This window comes from Pantoea sp. PSNIH1, from assembly GCF_007680655.1.
GTDB lineage: Bacteria > Pseudomonadota > Gammaproteobacteria > Enterobacterales > Enterobacteriaceae > Pantoea > Pantoea eucrina.
Map to the genome: position 1 here is coordinate 275,959 of NZ_VEIP01000003.1, position 15,993 is coordinate 291,951.

The window sequence follows — 15,993 nt, forward strand, 5'->3', positions numbered from 1 at the left end:
TTTCAGGAGAAATGGCGATGAGCAATGTGCCAAATACGTTGAAATACCGTGACAGCCACGAGTGGGTGCGTAAAGAAGAAGATGGCTCTTACACCGTGGGGATCACCGAGCATGCACAGGAGCTGCTCGGTGATATGGTGTTTGTCGATCTGCCAGACGTTGGCGCTACGTTTAGCGCGGGCGACGACTGCGCCGTCGCGGAGTCGGTTAAAGCTGCTTCCGACATCTATGCACCGCTGAGCGGTGAAATTGTAGCGGTGAATGAGGCGCTGACCGACTCACCCGAGCTGGTGAACAGCGCGCCTTATGGCGATGGCTGGTTGTTCCGCCTGCAAGCCAGCGATGAAGCTGAACTCGACAGCATGCTTGATGCTGACGCCTATAAAGCCAGTATCGATGAGTAACCGGTAGCCTCTGAAGGTGTCGCAGTGCGGCACCTCTTCTTTATCTGCCTGTTGTAAGTCCTTTGTGTAACCCAGCCCGATGCAGGATCGACTGTAATGACCCAGACTCTCAGCCAGCTTGAACATAACGGTGCATTTATCGAGCGCCATATTGGTCCCACCGACGCCCAGCAGGCCAGCATGCTGGAAGCGATTGGTGCCGGTTCGCTAAACGAACTCATCAGCACCATCGTACCGGCGGATATTCAGCTGCCCGGGCCGCCGGCCACGGGTGACGCCGCGACCGAGCAGCAGGCGCTGGCAGAGCTGAAAGCGATGGCCAGTCAGAATCAGCGCTACAAATCCTGGATCGGCATGGGCTACAGTGCAGTAATCACTCCGCCGGTGATCCTGCGTAATATGCTGGAAAACCCTGGCTGGTATACCGCCTATACGCCGTATCAGCCTGAGGTGTCACAGGGGCGTCTGGAGGCGCTACTGAATTTCCAGACGCTGACGCTGGATCTGACCGGTATGGATATCGCCTCTGCGTCGCTGCTGGATGAAGCCACCGCGGCGGCTGAAGCGATGGCGATGGCGAAACGCGTCAGCAAGCTGAAGAGCGCCACCCGCTTCTTTATCGCCGATGATATTCATCCGCAGACGCTGGATGTCGTACGCACCCGCGCCGAAACATTTGGCTTTGATCTGATTATCGATCGGGCAGAGAAAGCACGCGATCATGAGGATCTGTTTGGTGTTCTTCTGCAGCAGGTGGGCACCAGTGGGGAAGTACATGACTATCACGATCTGGTAGCAGAGCTGAAGAGCCGCAAAGTTGTTGTGAGCGTGGCCGCTGATTTCATGGCGCTGCTGCTGCTGGAGGCGCCCGGCAAACAGGGTGCTGACATTGTGTTTGGTTCCGCTCAGCGCTTTGGCGTGCCAATGGGCTATGGCGGACCGCACGCGGCCTTTTTTGCCAGCCGCGATGAGCACAAACGCTCAATGCCGGGCCGGATTATCGGCGTCTCACGCGATGCGGCGGGCAACACCGCGCTGCGCATGGCGATGCAGACGCGCGAGCAGCATATCCGTCGTGAAAAGGCGAACTCCAATATCTGTACCTCACAGGTTCTGCTGGCCAATATCGCCGGCCTCTATGCGGTCTGGCACGGTCCGCAGGGTTTGCAACGTATCGCCTCGCGCATTCATCGCCTGACCAGCATTCTGGCAACCGGCCTGCAGAAAGGCGGATTGACGCTGCGCCACGGCAGCTGGTTTGACACGCTGACCGTTGAGGTTGCTGACAAGGCCGGCGTGCTGAATCGCGCGCTGAGTTTTGGCGTAAACCTGCGCAGCGATACGCCTGACGCCGTAGGTATCACGCTGGATGAAACCACCAGCCGTGAAGATGTACAGGCGCTGTTTGCCATTTTTCTGGGCGACACGCACGGGCTGGATATCGATAAGCTTGATGCCACCGTATCGGCGGAGAGTGCGGCTATTCCGGCAGGCCAGCAGCGCCGCAGTGAATATCTGACGCATCCGGTATTTAACCGCTACCACAGCGAAACAGAAATGATGCGCTACATGCACAGCCTGGAGAAAAAAGATCTGGCGCTGAATCAGGCAATGATCCCGCTTGGCTCCTGCACCATGAAGCTGAATGCCGCCGCAGAGATGATCCCGATCACCTGGCCGGAGTTCTCTGAACTGCATCCATTCTGCCCCGCTGAACAGGCTACCGGCTATCTGCAGATGATTGGGCAGCTGTCGCAGTGGCTGGTACAGCTCACCGGCTATGACGCGCTCTGCATGCAGCCTAACTCCGGGGCGCAGGGAGAGTATGCCGGCCTGCTGGCGATCCGCCGCTATCACGAAAGCCGCAATGAAGGCCGGCGCAACATCTGCCTGATCCCCGGGTCGGCACACGGCACCAACCCAGCCTCGGCGCAGATGGCGGGCATGTCGGTGGTTGTGGTTGCCTGCGATAAACAGGGCAATATCGATCTCGGCGATCTGCGTGAGAAAGCGGCTCAGGCGGGCGATGCGCTCTCCTGCATCATGGTGACCTATCCTTCTACCCACGGCGTTTATGAAGAAACCATCCGCGAAGTGTGCCAGATTGTGCATCAGTATGGCGGTCAGGTATATCTGGATGGCGCCAACATGAACGCCCAGGTGGGCATTACTACGCCTGGCTATATCGGTGCTGACGTCTCGCATCTTAACCTGCATAAAACCTTCTGCATTCCGCACGGCGGCGGCGGACCGGGCATGGGACCGATTGGCGTAAAAGCGCATCTGGCTCCGTTTGTGCCGGGGCACAGCGTGGTGCAGATTGATGGCGTACTGACGCAGCAGGGCGCCGTGTCGGCTGCACCGTTTGGCAGCGCCTCGATTTTGCCTATCAGCTGGATGTATATCCGTATGATGGGTGCAGAAGGGCTGAAACAGGCGAGCTCAGTGGCGATCCTTAATGCCAACTACATTGCGCGTCGTCTGCAATCGGCCTATCCGATCCTCTATACCGGACGCGATGGTCGCGTGGCGCACGAATGTATTCTCGATATTCGTCCGCTGAAAGAGCAGAGCGGTATCAGCGAGCTGGATATTGCCAAACGCCTGATCGATTACGGTTTTCACGCTCCGACCATGTCCTTCCCGGTAGCGGGCACGCTGATGGTGGAGCCGACTGAATCAGAGGGCAAAGCAGAGCTGGATCGCTTTATCGACGCGATGCTGGCGATCCGCATGGAGATTGACCGCGTCACCGCCGGTGAGTGGCCTGCTGATGACAATCCGCTGGTCAACGCACCGCATACGCAAATGGAAATTGTGGGCGAGTGGCAGCATCCCTATACGCGAGAGCTGGCAGTATTCCCGGCAGGCAGTGCGAATAAGTACTGGCCAACGGTAAAACGTCTTGATGACGTCTTCGGCGATCGCAACGTCTTCTGCGCCTGCGTGCCGATGAGCGAATATCAGTAAGCGCGGTGAACTGACCCCTTAAGGACCGGCTGCCGGTCCTTTTTCTTTTGGAGGCACATATGGATCTGGCACTGGTTACCGGCGGCAGCCGGGGCATCGGACGCGCTACCTCGCTGCTGCTGGCGCAGGCGGGTTACCGCGTGGTAATCAACTACCGTCAGCGGGCTACGGACGCAGAACAGCTGGTCGGGGAGATTATTCGCGGGGGCGGCAGCGCCTGCACGCTGCAGGCGGATATTGCTGATGAGGCGCAGGTCGTGAGGCTGTTTGCGCAGCTGGATGAGCAGCCGGGTGCCCTGCGGATAGTGGTGAACAACGCCGGAATTCTGTTTACGCAGTGCCGGGTGGAGGCGCTAAGCGCTGAGCGTATTCAGCGGGTGCTGGCGACGAACGTCACCGGGACTTTTATCTGCTGCCGGGAAGCGGTGAAACGCATGAGCAGGGCGCACGGCGGGGAGGGCGGTGTGATTGTGAATGTTTCATCAGGTGCCGTACACAGCGGCGCGCCGGACGAATATGTGGATTATGCAGCATCAAAAGCGGCGGTGGACACGCTGACCCGCGGGCTGGCGCGCGAAGTGGCCGCCCAGGGGATCCGGGTAACCGGTGTGCGTCCCGGCTCCACGTATACCGACATGCATGCGGATGGCGGCGAGCCGGAGCGGGTTGATCGGGTGGCGCAGCGTATTCCGCTGGGACGCGGCGCGCAGCCGGAAGAGATCGCCCGCGCGATCCTCTGGCTGAGCAGCGATGCCGCCGCGTATGTCACCGGCAGCATGCTGGACGTGACGGGCGGACTCTGACATCCGCCCGCATCGCCGGTCAGAGCGTGGCGCCGTTGCTGGCGATCACCTGCTGATACCAGCTGAAGCTCTTTTTCTTTGAACGCGCAAAGGTGCCGCTGCCGTCGTCGTTTTTGTCGACGTGGATAAAGCCATAGCGCTTGCTGTACTGACCGGTGGTGAACGAGACGCAGTCGATGCAGCCCCACGGCGTGTAGCCCAGCAGCTCGACACCATCCAGCGCCACCGCTTTTTTCATCTCTTCGATATGCGCCCGCAGGTAGTCAATGCGGTAGTCGTCGGCGATAAAGCCCTCCGCATCAGGTTTATCGATCGCGCCGAAGCCATTTTCCACAATAAACAGCGGCTTCTGATAGCGCTCATAGAGTGAATTCAGCACATAGCGCAGGCCCACCGGATCGATCTGCCAGCCCCAGTCTGACGCTTTAACGTGCGGATTGGGTACCACGCCGTCAAAGCCGGTGATCGGATCATCCACGCCGCTGGCGCGGGTATCGACCGCGTTGCTCATGTAATAGCTGAAACCGATGTAGTCGCAGCAGCCCTGCTGCAGGGTTTCGGCATCGTCTGCTGCCATCTCGATGTGGTAGCCTTTGCGCGCCCACTCTTTCAGCGTGTAAGCGGGGTAAGCGCCGCGCATCTGCACGTCGCTGAAAACGTAACGCTGATGCATCGCCTCCTGCGCCCGCATGACATCATCCGGATGACAGGAGAAGGGATAGACCGGCACCATGGCGATCATGCAGCCGATCTGAAAACCGGGATTGATCTCATGACCGCGTTTCACCACCTTTGCACTGGCGACAAACTGGTGATGCATAACCTGATACATCGTCTGCTCTGGCTTCTCATGCTCAGTAAACACCACGCCGGAACAGCAGTAGCCAAACAGCGGATATTGCCAGTTGCGCTGGTTGTTGATCTCGTTAAAAGTCATCCAGTACTTCACTTTGTGCTGATAGCGCGTCATCACCACATCGCTGAAGCGCACAAAGAAATCGACCACCCGGCGGTCAGCCCAGCCGCCATACTCTTTTACCAGATGATAAGGCATCTCAAAGTGAGAGAGAGTGATCACCGGTTCGATACCATATTTCAGCAGCTCATCGAACAGGTCATCATAAAACTGCAGGCCCGCCTCGTTGGGCTGCGCTTCATCGCCGTTGGGGAAGATGCGCGTCCAGGCAATCGAGGTGCGGAAGCACTTAAAGCCCATCTCAGCAAACAGCGCCACGTCCTGTTTGTAGTGTGAGTAAAACTCTACCGCCTGGTGATTAGGATAGTGTTTGCCCGGCTGTACGCCGTCGGTGATCACGCGGTCAACGCCGTGTGCCCCACCGGTCAGCACGTCAGCGATACTGACGCCTTTGCCGCCCTGATCCCAGCCGCCTTCAACCTGATGCGCGGCTACTGCACCGCCCCAGAGAAACCCATGTGGTAACTGCAAATCATCACGCATTGTTCAGCCTCATCATACGTCGGGTGAAAACAGAATTTCCCGCAGTGTAACAAGCAGCCGGTGAATGTCACGCTATAACACCGCGTGCAGAATGTAACCTGTCACAGCTAAAAAACAGGGTGTTTTCAGGGGGATAGCATATGCGCCAGCGTGCGTCCCAGCGTTTCGATAATGTACATTACCGGCACCTGCGTGGTGATGTCGTGCTGCCCGGCCAGCGTGATCTGCGGCACGTGATAGGAGAGGGTAAAATCCGCCATTTTTGCCAGCGAGCTGGTGTCGTGATTGGTGATGGCGATGATTTTGCAGCGGTTAAGGCTGAACTGACTGGCGAAGCGCAGGATCTCTTCGGTCTCGCCGGAAACGGAGAGAATAATCGCCAGCGCGCCTTCACTGACTCCGGGCATAACCGGATAGTAAGGGTCGTCAATATGGTGGCTGAATTTGCCGACGTTGGAAAAGAAGCGTGCGCCATATTTACCGAGGCTGCCCGACGTGCCGGCACCAATAAAGAAAATATGCCCGGCCTGCAGGATCATCTGCGCGGCCTGCGCAATCTGCTGCTCAAACTCGGCATTGTGAATACTTTTGAAAAAACTCAGCATTTCGCCAGCGCCCGATGAGGGGATTGCAGGCGGGGTCTGCTCCTGAGCCAGGCGAAAGCGGATACGAAACTCTGACCAGCCGTCACAGTGCAGCTTGCGGCAAAAGCGCAGTACGGTGGTGGTAGAGACGCCCGCCTGCGCCGCCAGATCGCGAATGGTCATATAGCTGACGCTTTGCGGATGTTTGATGATGAAATGGTAAACCTGCATCTCAAGATCGTTCAGGCTGGAGAGATCGCGGTGTGCAAACATGCGGAACATCGCTCAGGCAGCAAAAGGAGCCTGCAGTGTACCAGATTGCACCGCAGGCCGGGTGACACACCCCGACACAGAAATAATTGAGCGTACATGTGTACACTGAAAATATTTCTGGTTAGGCTGAAGGGGTTAAAAAACACGCTCCTTTATCTTCAGGGATCCCGCACCATGGTAAAACCCGTACTCATTACGCCCGGTTATTCGCTGGCCGAAGAGATAGCCAACAGCGTCAGCCATGGCGTTGGCTGCCTGTTTGGTATTATCGGTCTGGTGCTGCTGCTGACGCAGGCAGTGGATACGCAGGCGAGCATCACTGCTATCACCAGCTACAGCCTCTATGGCGGCAGCATGATTCTGCTCTATCTCGCCTCTACGCTCTATCACGCCATTCCGCATCAGCGCGCCCGGCCGTGGCTGAAGAAATTTGATCACTGCGCTATCTATCTGCTGATCGCCGGCACCTATACGCCGTTTTTGCTGGTCGGGCTGAAATCGCCGCTGGCACACGGACTGATGGTGGTGATCTGGAGTCTGGCGCTGGCGGGCATCATTTTTAAACTGACGATAGCGCACCGTTTTAAGGTGCTGTCGCTGGTGACCTATCTCAGCATGGGGTGGCTGTCGCTGGTGGTGATCTATCAGCTGGCGATGCGGCTTTCCGCCGGAGGCGTCTGGCTGCTGGCGGCGGGAGGCGTGGTCTACTCCCTGGGCGTGATTTTTTACGTGTCGCGCCGGATACCCTTTAACCATGCGATCTGGCACGGCTTTGTACTCGGCGGCAGCGTGCTGCACTTCTGCGCCATCTACTTTTATGTGAAATAAACGGGCTTTATGCGCATTGCAGCGGGACGCCGGACGGCCTCCCGCTCTGTGCCTCTTACGCGTCCAGCGCGTAAGGCAGTGGCTGAATGGTGAGTTCACCACCTTCATCGCCTTCAGCACGCAGGATCGCATCTGGTTCCGGATCGTTATTCATCACCATCTGCACCCAGACGCTGCCATCCTCAAGCTGTACCGCACACAGTACCGTGCCGGTACGCCGCCAGCGATCGCCCATCTGCAGCTCCATTGAACTCCCCGCTTCCGGTACTTTACCGGCGCTACCCGCCAGCCAGAACAGGGCACGCTTGTTGGCACCGCGGAATTTTGCCCGCGCGACCATCTCCTGACCGGTATAGCAACCTTTCTTAAAGCTGATCGCATCCAGCGCCTGCAGGTTGGTGGCCTGCGGGATCAGCTGGGCGCTGGTAGCGCTATCGATAACCGGAATACCCGCTTCGATATCCAGCGCCAGCCACTGCCTGCTGTCGTTGAACTGCGCCTCGCCCTCGAGTGCTACTTTAATCGCTTCCGCTTTGGCAGGGGTGGTAATCACGACAAAACGTTCCGCAGGCTGATCCAGCCACAGCAGCGTGCTCTCATCCTGCTGCACTACCGCATGCGCGGCATCCGGCAGCGTGGCAAACAGATTCGTCAGTGCCGCACGCGCCTGAAAGCCGGCAACGCCCAGTACGACAGCTTCATCGTCAGCTTCGATGGTCACTTTGGCAAACACCGCATATTTTTTCAGTTCAGCAATCTGCTGGTCACGCAGGCTGCGGCGCACCAGATAAGCGTATCCCTCGCCGCGATGAAACAGACGCAGGTTGCTCCACATTTTGCCTTTGGCGTCGCAGTGGGCAGCCTGACGATGCTGCTCACTGGTCAGCGTTGCGACATCCAGCGTCAGCTGTCCCTGCAGATAGCTGGTGCTGTCTTTGCCCTGTACCGCCACCAGCGCCCACTCATCAAGCGACATCAGCGTCAGGGGCAGGCGTGCCGCAGCGACAGGCTGGCGGGGAGGGAGGGTAAAAATCGGCATGTGTCCATCCTGATTAATCAAGTTTGTCCGGAGTTGTTTGTTCAATGTTAAAAGAGCAGCGGGGCAATGCAAACTGTTTACGGAACCGGGCGCACAAATCGCGTGATGATGCGGCAACACAGCCTGCCGCTTTGCGTAATCCTGCGCAGGAAACAGCACTCAGCCTGCAGCAGGTAAAAAAAGCAGGTACACTGACCCCACTGTTTACAGCCGTGGAACACGACACATGGATATTCATGATAAATCACGCGTTAAGTGGGCCTGCCGTCGGGGCATGCTTGAGCTTGATGTCTCCATTATGCCTTTTTTTCACTATGAGTATGATTCGCTGAGTGATGAAGATAAGCGGGTGTTTGTTGCTTTACTGAAGAGTGACGATCCGGATCTGTTTAACTGGATGATGGACCACGGCGAGCCCGCGGATCCCGAGTTTAAGCGCATGGTAAAACTGATCCAGCAGCGCAACCGTGAACGCGGTCCGGTGGCAATGTAGCCTGCGTCCTTCACGCAGCGCCCGGCTGGCAAATCTGGCGGCGGGTTTCAGCTGCGTGACTCTGCTGCTGTTCGTCTGGCCTGCGGAGTGGCATGCGCTGCAGGCGCTGCTTTCCGTGGCGGTGCTGGCGGAAAGCTGGCGCACTGAGCGGCGCTTACGGCAACGCTGCGGCGAGCTGACGCGGGATGTTCAGGGAAGCTGGGGCTGGCAGGGAACCCGCTGGTATACCGCCCGGACGGCGCAATGGCAGCCGTGGGGCGTGCTGCTGACCCTGCAGAATGCGCAGGGCCAGCGCTGGCGTTTCTGGCTGATGCAGGACGCCATGACGATGCGCAGCTGGCGGCAGCTGCGCGCGCAGGACGCGCTCAGTGGCGCTGCAGACCGGCGTTAAAGCCGGTCAGCTGTTTCCGTGAGAATCTGTTCGCACCACTGCTCAATACGCTCGTCGCTCTGCTCAAACTGGTTAACATCATCCAGCGCCAGACCTACAAACTGTGTGCCGTCAGCGGTCAGCGGCTTGCGGCTGGTAAAGGTATACCCCTCCAGCGGCCAGTAGCCGACAAACTGCACGCCCATCGGCAGCAGCAGTTCGTGCAGCATGCCCAGCGCATCAAGAAACCACTCGCTGTACTCAATCTGGTCGCCCATACCGTACAGCGCCACAATTTTCCCCTGCAGGTTAAGTCCCGGCAGCTGCGGCCATACCGCTTCCCAGTCCTCCTGCAGCTCGCCAAAATCCCAGGTTGGAATACCGAGGATCAGCAGGTCATACTGCTCCATCAGCGAGGGGTCATCATCTTTGAGGTTGTGCAGCGTCACCAGCTCTTCACCAATAAAATCGCGGATTTTTTCCGCTGCCATCTCGGTGTAACAGGTACTTGAACCGTAAAAAAGTCCGATATTCATGCGGTTAATGCTCTGTATGAAACTCACTCTGGCGCAATTGTACCAGAACCCCTCTGCTTTAAGGCATAATGAGCACGATTTCACACTGGCGAGAGGATAACGTGCAGGATAGCGATCTGATTGAACAGTTTCTTGATGCGCTCTGGCTGGAGCGTAATCTGGCGCAAAATACGCTGGCCTCTTATCGTCAGGATCTGCAAACCCTCACCGCATGGCTGCAGCATCACAATCTGACGCTGCTGACGCTGCAGGCGCTGGATCTGCAGCAGTTTCTTGCCGAGCGTATTGAAGGTGGCTATAAGGCCACCAGTTCAGCCCGCACGCTGAGCGCCATGCGCCGGCTGTTTCAGTATCTCTACCGTGAAAAGCTGCGCAGTGACGATCCCAGCGCGCTGCTCTCCGCCCCTAAGCTGCCACAGCGGCTGCCGAAAGATCTCAGCGAGAGTCAGGTAGACCGGCTGCTGCAGGCGCCGGCCACAGATATTCCGCTGGAGCTGCGCGATAAAGCGATGCTGGAGGTGCTGTATGCCACCGGTCTGCGCGTCTCAGAGCTGGTCGGGCTGACCATCAGCGATGTCAGCCTGCGGCAGGGAGTGGTGCGCGTTATCGGTAAAGGTAATAAAGAGCGGCTGGTGCCATTAGGTGAAGAAGCGATCCACTGGTTAGAGCACTATATGGAATATGGCCGGCCGTGGCTGCTAAACGGACAGACGCTGGACGTTCTGTTTCCCAGCCAGCGCGCGCAGCAGATGACGCGTCAGACCTTCTGGCACCGCATCAAGCACTACGCGACGCTGGCGGGTATCGACAGCGATAAACTGTCACCGCACGTGCTGCGGCATGCATTTGCCACACATTTACTGAACCACGGCGCTGATTTGCGCGTCGTACAGATGCTACTGGGCCACAGTGACCTGTCGACCACCCAGATTTATACGCATGTTGCCACCGAGCGGCTGCGTCAGTTACATCAACAGCACCATCCGCGCGCCTGAGCAGCGGCAACAAGGACTTATGATGAAAAAACAGTTTACCGTTCTGGCGCTGCTGGTCAGCGCCTTTTCCGCTCTGGCACAGGCTGATGACAGCGCTATTCAGCAGACGCTGAAAAAAGTGGGTCTGCAGCAGGCTGAGATCCAGCCCTCGCCGCTGCCGGGCATGAAAACCGTGCTGACGGAAAGCGGCGTGATTTACATTACTGAAGATGGCAAACATATGATTCAGGGCCCGCTGTATGACGTCAGCGGCGCACAGCCGGTTAATGTCACCAACCAGCTGCTGGACAAAAAAGTCGCCGCGCTGGCGCCGGAAATGATTGTCTATAAAGCGCCGAAAGAGCAGCACGTCATTACGGTGTTTACCGATATCACCTGCGGCTACTGCCGTAAGCTGCATGAGCAGATGGCGGACTACAACGCGCTGGGTATCACGGTGCGCTATCTCGCCTTCCCGCGCGAAGGGCTGAACGGTCAGGTTGAGAAAGCGATGAAGGCGATCTGGTGCAGTGCCGATCGCAACAAAGCGTTCGATCAGGCGATGAAAGGCGATACGCCGCAGATGGATGCGCCAGCGACCTGCAGCCTCAATCTCGATAAGCACTACAAACTCGGCATTCTGTTCGGCATTCAGGGTACGCCCGCCATTCTTACCGACAGCGGTATGATGATCCCGGGCTATCAGGGTCCGCAGGAGCTGAAACAGGTGCTTGATGGTCAGAAGCGGGGTGGTTAATTCACAGTGATGCACACTACAGAACTGCGTCGGCGCACGCTGCCGGCTGATGCCAGCCTGCCTGACGACCTGCCGCCTCTGCTGCGCCGTCTCTATCTGCATCGCGGCGTTAAAACCGCAGCAGAGCTGGAGCGCGGGGCAAAATATCTGCTGCCGTGGCAGAGCCTCGGCGGTATAGAGGCTGCGGTTGCGCTGCTGCACCGGATGCTTACGGGCGGCCAGCGCATTATGGTCGTCGGCGATTTTGACGCCGACGGCGCGACCAGCACCGCACTGACCGTGCTGGCGCTGCGCAGCATGGGCGGCAACGTGGACTACCTGGTGCCTAACCGCTTTGACGATGGCTATGGCCTGAGTCCGGAAGTGGTGGAGCAGGCGCGTGCGCGCGGCGCGGAGATGATCCTCACCGTGGATAACGGCATCTCCTCGCACGCGGGCGTCGAAACGGCGTCAGCGCACGGCATCCCGGTCCTGATCACCGATCACCATCTGCCGGGCGAAACGCTGCCGGCCGCCGACGCTATTGTTAATCCTAACCTCAGCGACAGCGCTTTTCCGTCGCGCGCGCTGGCAGGCGTCGGCGTGGCATTCTACCTGATGCTGGCGCTGCGCGCGCATCTGCGCGAGCAGGGCTGGTTTACCCCCCAGCGCAGCGAACCCAATCTGGCCGCGTGGCTCGATCTGGTCGCGCTCGGCACCGTAGCGGACGTGGTGCCGCTGGATGCGAACAATCGCATTCTGGTGTGGCAGGGGCTGAGCCGCATTCGCGCCGGTAAATGCCGCGCCGGTATTCGGGCGCTGCTGGAGATCGCAAACCGCGATGCGCGTCAGCTGGCAGCCAGCGATCTCGGCTTTGCCGTTGGCCCGCGTCTTAACGCGGCGGGGCGGCTTGACGATATGTCGGTTGGCGTGGCGCTCTTGCTGACCGAGGATATTGCGCAGGCGCGCATGCTGGCCAGCGAGCTGGATGCGCTGAACCAGACGCGCAAAGAAATTGAACAGGGCATGAAAAGCGAAGCGCTGGCGCTGTGCGATGCGCTGGAGCGTCAGCATAGCGACCTGCCGCTGGGCCTGGCATTTTATCACCCCGAATGGCACCAGGGGGTGGTCGGGATCCTCGCATCGCGCCTGAAAGAGCGTTTTCACCGGCCGGTCATTGCGTTTGCGCCCGCGGGCGATGGCACGCTAAAAGGATCGGGTCGCTCAATCGCCGGACTGCACCTGCGTGACGCGCTGGAGCGGCTGGATACGCTCTATCCGGGGCTGATTATCAAGTTCGGCGGCCATGCGATGGCGGCGGGACTCTCGCTGGAAACGGATAAGTATGACGCGTTTCGCGAGCGCTTTGCCGCGCTGATTGATGAGTGGCTCGATGGAGAAGCGCTGCAGGGCGTGGTCTGGTCTGACGGTGAGCTGCACGCGCAGGAGTTCAGCCTGCATACCGCTGAAATGCTGCGTGAGGCGGGGCCGTGGGGACAGGCATTCCCGGAACCGGTGTTTGACGGCAAATTTAAACTGCTGCAGCAGCGGCTGGTGGGCGAGCGTCACCTGAAGGTGATGGTGGAACCGCTCGGCGGCGGACCGTTGCTGGACGGTATCGCGTTTAATGTTGATACCCGCCTCTGGCCGGACACCAGCGTGCGGCAGGTTGAGCTGGCCTATAAGCTGGATATCAACGAGTATCGCGGTAACCGTTCCGTGCAGCTGATAATCGATCATATCTGGCCGCTCTGACCGCGCGCGCCGCTACAAACCGCGCGCGCTTTCGGGTAAACTCATGCGTTACTTTATCTTTTCTCACCGTATCGCCAAAAAAGACTGAAAAGCCATGTTTGAAATTAATCCGGTCAAAAATCGTATCCAGGACCTTAGCGAGCGCAGTGGCGTTCTTAGGGGGTATCTTTGACTACGATGCCAAGAAAGAACGTCTTGAAGAAGTAAACGCCGAGCTGGAGCAGCCGGACGTCTGGAATGAACCTGAACGCGCGCAGGCGCTCGGCAAAGAGCGCGCGTCGCTCGAAGCCGTCGTTGAAACCCTCGATCAGATGCACCAGGGCCTGGAAGATGTGCAGGGCCTGCTGGAGCTGGCGGTTGAAGCGGACGATGAAGAAACCTTCAACGAAGCCGTGGTTGAGCTCGACGCGCTGGAAGTAAAGCTGGGTGAGCTGGAATTCCGCCGCATGTTCTCAGGCGAGTATGACAGCGCCGACTGCTACATGGATATTCAGGCAGGCTCCGGCGGTACGGAAGCGCAGGACTGGGCCAGCATGCTGCTGCGCATGTATCTGCGCTGGGCAGAAGCCAAAGGGTTTAAAACCGAGATCATTGAAGAGTCGGAAGGCGAAGTTGCGGGCACCAAATCCGCCACCATCAAGGTGATTGGTGACTACGCCTACGGCTGGCTGCGTACGGAAACCGGCGTCCATCGCCTGGTGCGCAAGAGTCCGTTTGACTCCGGCGGCCGTCGTCACACCTCGTTCAGTTCGGTGTTTATCTATCCGGAAGTGGATGACAATATCGATATCGATATCAACCCGGCCGATCTGCGCATTGACGTCTACCGCGCATCAGGTGCGGGCGGTCAGCACGTTAACAAAACGGAGTCTGCGGTGCGTATTACCCACCTGCCGACCAACATTGTGGTGCAGTGTCAGAACGACCGTTCACAGCACAAGAACAAAGACCAGGCCTTCAAACAGCTGCGAGCCAAGCTCTATGAATATGAGATGCAGAAGAAAAATGCTGACAAGCAGGCCGCAGAAGAGAACAAATCGGATATCGGCTGGGGCAGCCAGATTCGTTCTTACGTGCTGGATGACTCCCGCATCAAAGATCTGCGCACCAGCGTAGAGACCCGCAATACTCAGGCGGTGCTGGATGGCGATCTGGATCGTTTTATTGAAGCAAGTTTAAAAGCAGGGCTATAAGGAACCGACATGTCTGAACAACAACCGCAGAACGCTGACGCCGCACTTGAGTTAAATAATGAACTGAAAGCGCGTCGCGAAAAACTCAGCGCGCTGCGTGAAAAGGGCGTGGCGTTTCCCAACGATTTCCGTCGTGACACCACCTCCGATCGGCTGCACGCCAGCTATGACGACAAGAGCAACGAAGAGCTGGAAGCGCTGGGCGTGGAAGTGAGCGTTGCCGGTCGTATGATGACGCGCCGCATCATGGGTAAAGCGTCGTTTGCCACGCTGCAGGATGTTGGCGGTCAGATCCAGATCTACGTTTCACGTGACGATCTGCCGGAAGGAGTCTATAACGAGCAGTTCAAGAAGTGGGATCTGGGCGATATTCTGGGTGCACGCGGTAAGCTGTTCAAAACCAAAACCGGCGAGCTTTCAATCCATATCTCAGAACTGCGCCTGCTGACCAAAGCGCTGCGTCCGCTGCCGGACAAGTTTCACGGCCTGGCTGACCAGGAGACGCGCTATCGTCAGCGCTATCTTGATCTCATCTCCAACGATGAATCGCGCCACACCTTCCAGGTACGCTCGAAAATCATGGCGGGTATTCGCCAGTTCATGGTAAACCGCGACTTTATGGAAGTGGAAACGCCAATGATGCAGGTGATCCCGGGCGGCGCTTCTGCGCGTCCTTTCATCACCCATCACAATGCGCTGGATATCGATATGTATCTGCGTATTGCGCCGGAGCTTTATCTGAAGCGTCTGGTTGTAGGCGGCTTCGATCGCGTGTTTGAGATCAACCGTAACTTCCGTAACGAAGGCATCTCGCCGCGCCATAATCCTGAGTTCACCATGATGGAACTCTATATGGCGTATGCAGATTACAAAGATCTGATTGAGCTGACCGAAAGCCTGTTCCGCACGCTGGCGCAGGACGTACTGGGCACCACTGAAGTGGCCTATGGCGAACATACCTTTGACTTCGGTAAGCCTTTTGAGAAGCTCACGATGCGTGAAGCGATCAAAAAATATCGTCCGGAAACGGACCTGGCTGACCTGGAAGACTTTGATAAAGCGGTAGCGATCGCCAGTGCGCTGCATATCAAAGTGGAAAAAAGCTGGGGTCTGGGCCGCGTGGTAACGGAGATCTTTGAAGAGACGGCGGAAGCCCATCTGATTCAGCCAACCTTCATCACCGAATACCCGGCAGAGGTTTCACCGCTGGCGCGCCGTAATGATGAGAACCCGGAAATCACCGATCGCTTTGAGTTCTTTATTGGTGGTCGCGAGATCGGTAACGGCTTCTCAGAGCTGAACGACGCTGAAGATCAGGCAGAGCGTTTCCTGCAGCAGGTGAATGCAAAAGATGCCGGCGATGATGAAGCGATGTTCTACGATGAAGATTACGTCACCGCGCTGGAGCACGGACTGCCGCCAACGGCTGGCCTCGGTATCGGTATCGACCGTATGGTGATGCTGTTTACCAACAGCCACACCATTCGCGATGTGATCCTGTTCCCGGCGCTGCGCCCGACGGCGAAGTAACAGCAGGCGCTGCCCGTCTCTCTCCCGCAGGGGAGAGTCGGGCAGC

The 15,993-nt window shown here is 58.0% G+C and carries 15 protein-coding genes; 11 read left to right on the plus strand and 4 right to left on the minus strand.

The features are described 5' to 3' along the window. The first annotated feature begins 17 nt into the window (after nucleotides 1–17). The 3 genes from gcvH to FS690_RS10855 all read left to right on the plus strand — a co-directional run bounded on the left by gcvH (nucleotide 18) and on the right by FS690_RS10855 (nucleotide 4,177). On the plus strand, nucleotides 18–404 hold the full coding sequence (gene gcvH, locus FS690_RS10845; protein WP_039380024.1) for a glycine cleavage system protein GcvH: 387 nt from the start codon (nucleotides 18–20) through the stop codon (nucleotides 402–404). A gap of 96 nt (nucleotides 405–500) precedes the next feature. Beyond that, on the plus strand, nucleotides 501–3,374 hold the full coding sequence (gcvP, locus tag FS690_RS10850) for an aminomethyl-transferring glycine dehydrogenase (RefSeq protein ID WP_145339617.1): 2,874 nt from the start codon (nucleotides 501–503) through the stop codon (nucleotides 3,372–3,374). Between the two features lie 59 nt (nucleotides 3,375–3,433). After that, the gene (locus FS690_RS10855) at nucleotides 3,434–4,177 is read left to right on the plus strand and encodes an SDR family oxidoreductase (protein ID WP_145339618.1); all 744 of its coding nucleotides are present in this window, start codon (nucleotides 3,434–3,436) and stop codon (nucleotides 4,175–4,177) included. 19 nt (nucleotides 4,178–4,196) lie between these two features. On the opposite strand, the gene FS690_RS10860 is transcribed toward FS690_RS10855, so the two are convergent. Both FS690_RS10860 and FS690_RS10865 read right to left on the minus strand, forming a co-directional pair. Next, nucleotides 4,197–5,636, minus strand: coding sequence for a 6-phospho-beta-glucosidase (locus tag FS690_RS10860; RefSeq protein ID WP_108570040.1), 1,440 nt, complete (start codon nucleotides 5,634–5,636; stop codon nucleotides 4,197–4,199). Nucleotides 5,637–5,761: 125 nt separating this feature from the next. Further along, a complete protein-coding gene (locus FS690_RS10865; protein ID WP_039385630.1) occupies nucleotides 5,762–6,493 on the minus strand; it encodes a MurR/RpiR family transcriptional regulator in 732 nt (243 codons plus the stop codon). Between the two features lie 174 nt (nucleotides 6,494–6,667). Between FS690_RS10865 and FS690_RS10870 the strand changes: the two genes are divergently transcribed. Further along, nucleotides 6,668–7,321, plus strand: coding sequence for a hemolysin III family protein (locus FS690_RS10870; protein WP_108570039.1), 654 nt, complete (start codon nucleotides 6,668–6,670; stop codon nucleotides 7,319–7,321). A gap of 55 nt (nucleotides 7,322–7,376) precedes the next feature. On the opposite strand, the gene ygfZ is transcribed toward FS690_RS10870, so the two are convergent. Next, nucleotides 7,377–8,360, minus strand: coding sequence for a tRNA-modifying protein YgfZ (ygfZ, locus tag FS690_RS10875; protein ID WP_145339619.1), 984 nt, complete (start codon nucleotides 8,358–8,360; stop codon nucleotides 7,377–7,379). A gap of 226 nt (nucleotides 8,361–8,586) precedes the next feature. Between ygfZ and sdhE the strand changes: the two genes are divergently transcribed. Further along, entirely contained in the window at nucleotides 8,587–8,853 is a 267-nt protein-coding gene (gene sdhE / locus FS690_RS10880; protein ID WP_039380010.1) for an FAD assembly factor SdhE, read from the plus strand. Continuing rightward, the gene (locus tag FS690_RS10885; RefSeq protein ID WP_108570038.1) at nucleotides 8,828–9,244 is read left to right on the plus strand and encodes a protein YgfX; all 417 of its coding nucleotides are present in this window, start codon (nucleotides 8,828–8,830) and stop codon (nucleotides 9,242–9,244) included. The genes sdhE and FS690_RS10885 overlap by 26 nt, the downstream gene beginning before the upstream one ends. On the opposite strand, the gene fldB is transcribed toward FS690_RS10885, so the two are convergent. Further along, nucleotides 9,241–9,759, minus strand: a complete 519-nt coding sequence (gene fldB, locus FS690_RS10890) for a flavodoxin FldB (protein WP_071668567.1) — start codon at nucleotides 9,757–9,759, stop codon at nucleotides 9,241–9,243. The two genes, FS690_RS10885 and fldB, sit on opposite strands and share 4 nt — an antisense overlap. 68 nt (nucleotides 9,760–9,827) lie before the next feature. Here fldB and xerD point away from each other — a divergent pair, with 68 nt between their 5' ends. From xerD to lysS, 5 genes are all read left to right on the plus strand, one after another. After that, nucleotides 9,828–10,754 (plus strand): site-specific tyrosine recombinase XerD, encoded by a 927-nt coding sequence (gene xerD, locus FS690_RS10895; RefSeq protein WP_104085473.1) that lies wholly within the window; start codon nucleotides 9,828–9,830, stop codon nucleotides 10,752–10,754. Nucleotides 10,755–10,776: 22 nt separating this feature from the next. Beyond that, entirely contained in the window at nucleotides 10,777–11,490 is a 714-nt protein-coding gene (gene dsbC / locus FS690_RS10900; protein ID WP_071668566.1) for a bifunctional protein-disulfide isomerase/oxidoreductase DsbC, read from the plus strand. Between the two features lie 9 nt (nucleotides 11,491–11,499). Next, a complete protein-coding gene (gene recJ / locus FS690_RS10905; RefSeq protein WP_145339637.1) occupies nucleotides 11,500–13,224 on the plus strand; it encodes a single-stranded-DNA-specific exonuclease RecJ in 1,725 nt (574 codons plus the stop codon). Between the two features lie 94 nt (nucleotides 13,225–13,318). Beyond that, a protein-coding gene (gene prfB / locus FS690_RS10910; RefSeq protein WP_104085475.1) for a peptide chain release factor 2 occupies nucleotides 13,319–14,417 on the plus strand; the annotation gives its coding sequence in 2 pieces (ribosomal slippage) (nucleotides 13,319–13,393 and nucleotides 13,395–14,417; 1,098 coding nt in all). 9 nt (nucleotides 14,418–14,426) lie between these two features. After that, nucleotides 14,427–15,947, plus strand: a complete 1,521-nt coding sequence (lysS, locus tag FS690_RS10915; RefSeq protein ID WP_039380000.1) for a lysine--tRNA ligase — start codon at nucleotides 14,427–14,429, stop codon at nucleotides 15,945–15,947. The last annotated feature ends 46 nt before the right edge of the window (nucleotides 15,948–15,993 follow it).

What these genes read in the sequence shown, in the direction of transcription:
- sdhE (WP_039380010.1), top strand. Translation starts at nt 8,587, where the DNA reads ATGGATATTCATGATAAATCACGCGTTAAGTGGGCCTGCCGTCGGGGC.
- dsbC (WP_071668566.1), top strand. Translation starts at nt 10,777, where the DNA reads ATGAAAAAACAGTTTACCGTTCTGGCGCTGCTGGTCAGCGCCTTTTCC.
- FS690_RS10865 (WP_039385630.1), bottom strand. Translation starts at nt 6,493, where the DNA reads ATGTTTGCACACCGCGATCTCTCCAGCCTGAACGATCTTGAGATGCAG.
- recJ (WP_145339637.1), top strand. Translation starts at nt 11,500, where the DNA reads ATGCACACTACAGAACTGCGTCGGCGCACGCTGCCGGCTGATGCCAGC.
- xerD (WP_104085473.1), top strand. Translation starts at nt 9,828, where the DNA reads ATGAGCACGATTTCACACTGGCGAGAGGATAACGTGCAGGATAGCGAT.
- FS690_RS10855 (WP_145339618.1), top strand. Translation starts at nt 3,434, where the DNA reads ATGGATCTGGCACTGGTTACCGGCGGCAGCCGGGGCATCGGACGCGCT.
- FS690_RS10870 (WP_108570039.1), top strand. Translation starts at nt 6,668, where the DNA reads ATGGTAAAACCCGTACTCATTACGCCCGGTTATTCGCTGGCCGAAGAG.
- gcvP (WP_145339617.1), top strand. Translation starts at nt 501, where the DNA reads ATGACCCAGACTCTCAGCCAGCTTGAACATAACGGTGCATTTATCGAG.
- fldB (WP_071668567.1), bottom strand. Translation starts at nt 9,759, where the DNA reads ATGAATATCGGACTTTTTTACGGTTCAAGTACCTGTTACACCGAGATG.
- ygfZ (WP_145339619.1), bottom strand. Translation starts at nt 8,360, where the DNA reads ATGCCGATTTTTACCCTCCCTCCCCGCCAGCCTGTCGCTGCGGCACGC.
- FS690_RS10860 (WP_108570040.1), bottom strand. Translation starts at nt 5,636, where the DNA reads ATGCGTGATGATTTGCAGTTACCACATGGGTTTCTCTGGGGCGGTGCA.
- gcvH (WP_039380024.1), top strand. Translation starts at nt 18, where the DNA reads ATGAGCAATGTGCCAAATACGTTGAAATACCGTGACAGCCACGAGTGG.
- lysS (WP_039380000.1), top strand. Translation starts at nt 14,427, where the DNA reads ATGTCTGAACAACAACCGCAGAACGCTGACGCCGCACTTGAGTTAAAT.